This window comes from Litorilinea aerophila, assembly GCF_006569185.2.
GTDB classification, from domain to species: Bacteria; Chloroflexota; Anaerolineae; order Caldilineales; family Caldilineaceae; genus Litorilinea; species Litorilinea aerophila.
Window position 1 is genome coordinate 1 of sequence record NZ_VIGC02000064.1, and the last position, 5,015, is coordinate 5,015.

The 5,015-nt window shown below is 64.1% G+C and carries 3 protein-coding genes; all 3 read right to left on the bottom strand.

Annotation, left to right across the window (positions count from 1 at the left end):
• Positions 1 to 256 precede the first annotated feature (256 nt).
• Complete coding sequence (locus FKZ61_RS23495) at positions 257 to 2,317, bottom strand: DUF11 domain-containing protein (protein WP_141612600.1); 2,061 nt, start codon at positions 2,315 to 2,317, stop codon at positions 257 to 259.
• A gap of 240 nt (positions 2,318 to 2,557) precedes the next feature.
• On the bottom strand, positions 2,558 to 4,555 hold the full coding sequence (locus tag FKZ61_RS23500; RefSeq protein WP_141612601.1) for an ABC transporter ATP-binding protein: 1,998 nt from the start codon (positions 4,553 to 4,555) through the stop codon (positions 2,558 to 2,560).
• Positions 4,552 to 5,015: ATP-binding cassette domain-containing protein (locus FKZ61_RS23505; protein WP_141612602.1), on the bottom strand; the 464-nt coding region annotated here is incomplete at its 5' end. The genes FKZ61_RS23505 and FKZ61_RS23500, both read right to left, overlap by 4 nt.

Genomic DNA, 5,015 nt, shown 5'->3' on the forward strand with positions numbered 1-5,015 from the left:
TTCCAACGCACCCTTGCCATTCCAGCCGCCCTGACCAATCAACGTCTGGAATGACACGATGTGCTGATGGTTTTCAGTTGTTAAGGTTCTCAATTCCCAACACGATGTGCTGATGTACGACAGGTAGGTGGTAGGCAGTAGACAGTAGACGGTAGGTTGGTGGTAGGCGGTGCTCTGCAGGGGCTGTTCCAAGAGCACGCCCGGCCCGCGGAGACTGCCGTGGACCGGGCGTGAGAGGAAACGCTACCAGGAGTCCCTACCGCTGGACCGCGGGCAGGAAGATGCGGTATTCAACCCCGGTCTGAGATTCCGAGGTGCAGCGCATGCCCACGTTGTGGAAGATGGGCTCGTCCACCACGGTGAGGATGGGGCTGGTGTACGGGACGCAGTGGGGCGCGGTGGCCAGGACGATGTACTGGCCCGCCGGTACGTAGAAGGCGTAGTAGCCTGGCACCGAGATCCGGTCTGCGGCTGAGGCGTCCGTTACCTGGGGGTTGACCTGGCCATAGTCCTCGGCCGGCCAGCGCTCCCACTGGTCATCGCCCACCCGGACCGTGGCGGTGACCACGGCATTGGTGATGAGGGAGTCCGCGGGCGGAACTGCCGGCCACTCATATTCGCCGCCAGCTTTGTCCCGGTCGTAGACGTATCCGGCCGGGTCGATGACCATCTCGTGGCACTTGACATAGACCAGCCCGATGATCGGAATGCCATCTTCGTCGTAGAAGACGGGCAAACACCAGATCTCCACGATGGCGCCAGGCCCAAAGCCCTTCTGGATGTAGATGAAATCCCAGGAGCTGAAGTGCTCGGTCGGCTCCACGCCCTCCGCCTGGGCGCCTTCGGTAACCTTCTCCACCCTGGAAACAGGCAAGGTTTCCGTGTAGGTATCTCCATTCTGGGTGATGCGCAGCTCCAGGGCGTGATTGGCCCACAGCGAGGTATCCACGGCGATCTCGTCCGGCGCTTTTTGACGGATCTTGATGGTGATGTCCTGGTTGGGCGTGGTCCCTGAACGGCCACCCAGCCCGGGCCGGATAGACCGGTCGCCGGTCTCGATGGTGAAGTGGTTCACATCCCACCCTGCCTGCTCAAAGCGTGGGTCCACCATCACGTAGATGGGTTGCCAGAAGCCCCAGAAAGGCTCGCTGACGTCACCGTCCTTCTCGGCCCGCAGGTAAAGCGAATGGGTGATGCCCTGGGTGAGGGAGATGGGCAGGGACCAGTAGCGGTTCGAGGCGACGGTGGTGGAGATCAGGGGCGTGGGGTTACAGCCGCTGAAGTCACCCCAACACCCGTCCGGTGAACCTTCATAGAGGGTCACCGTCGCACCGGCCCGGGCCAGCCCCTCAAAGGTGGCCGAGCTGCCCAGGATCAGGGGGCTGTCGGGCCTCGTCTCCTCGACATGGGGTTTCAGCAGGCGGGGAGGCAGGACGGGAACCACCGAGAAACGGAACGTATCCTCGTTGTTTGCTGGCTTCCGATCTCCCGCTGTACTGGTAATGGACGCAGTATTGGTGAAGCGCCCGCTGGCCGTGGGCCGCACCTGGATGATCACTTCTCCGCTGCTGAAGGCCGCCACGGGCCCCAGCTCCCAGATCAGATTTCGGCCTTCCACACGGCTGGGCGGAGGATCGGCCGAGACAAACTCGATCTCCTCCGGCAGGGCATCCACCAGGGTGGCATCGGGGGCGTCGAAGCCGGACCAATTAAAGTAGTAGATGTTGAAGGAAGTCTGCACCCCCTCCTCGGCGGTGAAAAAGCTACCTTGCTCCAACTCTTCAAACAGGCCCCACTTCCAGATCACCAGATCTGGCTTGGCCGCCTCTACCGTGACCACCGCCTGGGCTTGATCGTTGTCCGGATCTTCGTCGGAAACGTCGCCACTGATGGTGACGGTGTTGGTGAAACGGGTTCCCTCCGCAAGGTCAGCGCGGACAATCCCTTCGATCACGATGTTGTCAAAGTAAAGGTTGTCCACCGTCCCCAACGCCCAGATCAGTGTGTTCCCGTTCTGCTGGGTGGGTGGGGGAGAGGCGGACGTGAGAACAAACTCGGGCGGCAACTGGTCCACGACCTGGACGTTGGGCGCCGGACCGTCTCCCTGCCAGCCATACATGATGGTGTAGCTGATGGGCTGCCCGGGGATGGCTCCACCGAACGTTGCTGCAGTAAATTTGTACACCTGCAGATCGCCGGTCGCCGTTGATGCTGCCTCTGCCGGTAGAGGGCGGAGATGAAGCAGGATGAGCAACAGGGTCACAGTGGCGACAAAGCTCCCCAGCACACTAACTCTGGCGATGGATACGTTGACCATGTTTTCCCTCCTTTCCGTTCTGTGGCTGAAGCACGGGATTGAGATAATAACATAAACAATCCGCTCCTCGCCATCCGCCTTTCAGCATCCCCAGTAAGCCCCAGACCACGCGAAATGGGGCGGGCACAGGAACCCACCCCATTTCGTCAGAGCCGGAAAGATGCAGGGAAAACCGGCGATGCGCAGTGACCAGCTGCGCCAATATACTACTACCTACAACTACCTACAACGCTCCACCCACTACCTTTCGCCCGGCGCTCCTTCCACCAGCCCCGGCACGGCCTCCCGTCCGTTGGCGGAGGGGGCTTCCACCTCCATGTGGCGGAACTGGCTCATGTAGAGCCCGTAGTAGACGCCCTGGCGGGCCAGCAATTCCTCGTGGCGCCCCCGCTCCACGATCTCGCCGTTCACCAGCACCAGCACCTGGTCCGCGTTGCGGATGGTGCTCAGCCGGTGGGCAATGACGAAGCTGGTGCGCCCGGCCAACAACTGCTCCAGCGCGGCCTGGATCTGGCGCTCGGTACGGGTGTCCACGCTGCTGGTGGCCTCATCCAGGATCAGGATGCGGGGATCGGCCAGGGCCGCCCGGGCAATGGCGATGAGCTGGCGCTGCCCCTGGCTGAGGCCGCCCCCCCGCTCGCCCAACACAGTCTGGTAGCCCTCGGGCAGGCGGCGGATGAAATCGTCCGCCCGGGCCAACCGGGCCGCAGCCATCACCTCCTCATCGCTGGCCTCGGGCCGGCCGAAGCGGATGTTGTTCATGACCGTGTCGCTGAAGAGGAAGGTGTCCTGGAGCACGATGCCGATCTGCCGCCGCAGGCTGGCCAGGGTCACATCCCGGACATCCACGCCGTCGATGGTGACCGCGCCCGCGGTCACGTCGTAGAAGCGGGGCAACAGGTTCACCAGGGTCGTCTTGCCGGCGCCGGTGGGCCCTACGATGGCGATGGTCTGGCCTGGCTGGGCCTCCAGGTTGATGCCTTTGAGCACCGGCTCCCCCGGCGTGTATTCGGCGTACACGTCCCGATAGACCACGTGGCCCTGGATGGGCGGCAGGGGTTGGGCGCCGGGCCGTTCCTGAATCTCCGGCACCTCGTCCAGCAGGTCGAAGATGCGCTCACCGCCGGCGATGGCGCTCTGGATGTTGGTCCACAGCACGCTGATCTGCTGGATGGGCTGATTGAAGCGCTGGACGTAGGCCAGGTAGGTGATGATGAGGCCCAGGGAGACGGCCGCGCCGCCCAGGGGCTGGCCCCGAAGCAGGTAGATGCCGCCCACGCCGGCCACCAGGGCAATGGCCAGGTAGCCCAGGGCCTCCAGGGTGGGGGCCAGGGCCGCGGTGTAGGCCACGGCCCGGATGTTGGCGTCCCGGTTGGCGGCGTTGCTCTGGCGGAAGCTTTCAATGTTGGCCTCCTCTCGGCTGAAGGCCTGGACCTCCCGCACGCCGGAGATGCCCTCCTCCAGCTCGGCGTTGACGTTGCCGATCTCCTGGCGGGTCTTGCGGAAGGCCTTGCGAGCCTGGTTGCTGAACCAGAGGGTGGCCGCCACCATGAGGGGTACCACCGCCAGCCCCAACAGCCCGTAGGCCAGGTTCAGGGTCAGCATCTTGTAGGCGATCCAGAAGAGGAGCAGGCCGCCGCTCAACACCTGCACCAGGGCAAAGCTGAGGGCCTGTTGGATGGTGCTGGTGTCATTGGTGATGCGGCTCATCAGATCGCCCACCTCGTTGCGGCTGTAGTAGCCCAGGGAGAGGCGGTGCAGGTGGTTGAAGACCTCGATGCGCAGCTGGCGCAGCACGTGTTGGCCGGTCCAGCCCATGAGGTAGAACATGAGCCCACCCACCGCGGACCCCACCACGAAGAGCACACTCAACGTGAGCACGATCCGGACCAGCCCCCCCAGCAACACATCCCGGCCTGCGTCGGCCGGCACCGTGTCGTACCAGCAGTTGCCCTGCCCCGGCGTGGCCGCCGGCCCGGGCGTTGCATCCATCCCGGGCAAGGGTTGCTGGGCCGCCCCCTCGTTCACCACCGCCGGCGCCAGGTAACAGTCCACCGCCTGGCCGATCAGCTCGGGCGAGATCACCTGGACCCAGGCGTTCACCACCAGCAGCACCAGCACCAACAGCAGCACGGCCCAGTAGGGCCGAAAGTAACGGCCAAAGCGGGCCAGGGTCGTGGTCACGCTCTTGGGCTTGAGGGTCTCCTGCTCCAACAGCCGTCGCGGTCCGCCGATCATGCCCGGCCTCCTTCCTCAATCAACTCCTCGGTCGATTCCGTCGATACCGCCGGTGCGTCTTCCACCAGCTGGCTGCGATAGATTTCGGCGTAAATGGGGCTCTCCTCCATCAAGTCGGCATGTTTACCCTGGGCGACGATGCGTCCCTTCTCCAACACCAGGATCAGGTCGGCGTGGAGGACGGTACTGATACGCTGGGCGATGACAAAGCTGGTACGCCCTTTCATCAGCCGGTCCAGGGCCTGCTGGATGAGGGCTTCGGTGGCCACATCCACGCTGCTGGTGGAATCGTCCAGGATGAGGATGCGGGGATCCAGCAGCAGGGCCCGGGCAATGGCGATGCGCTGCTTCTGGCCGCCGGAGAGGGTCACGCCCCGCTCGCCCACGTAGGTATCGTACCCCCGTTCCATCTCCATGATGAAGTCGTGGGCCTGGGCCGCCCGGGCCGCCTCCACGATCT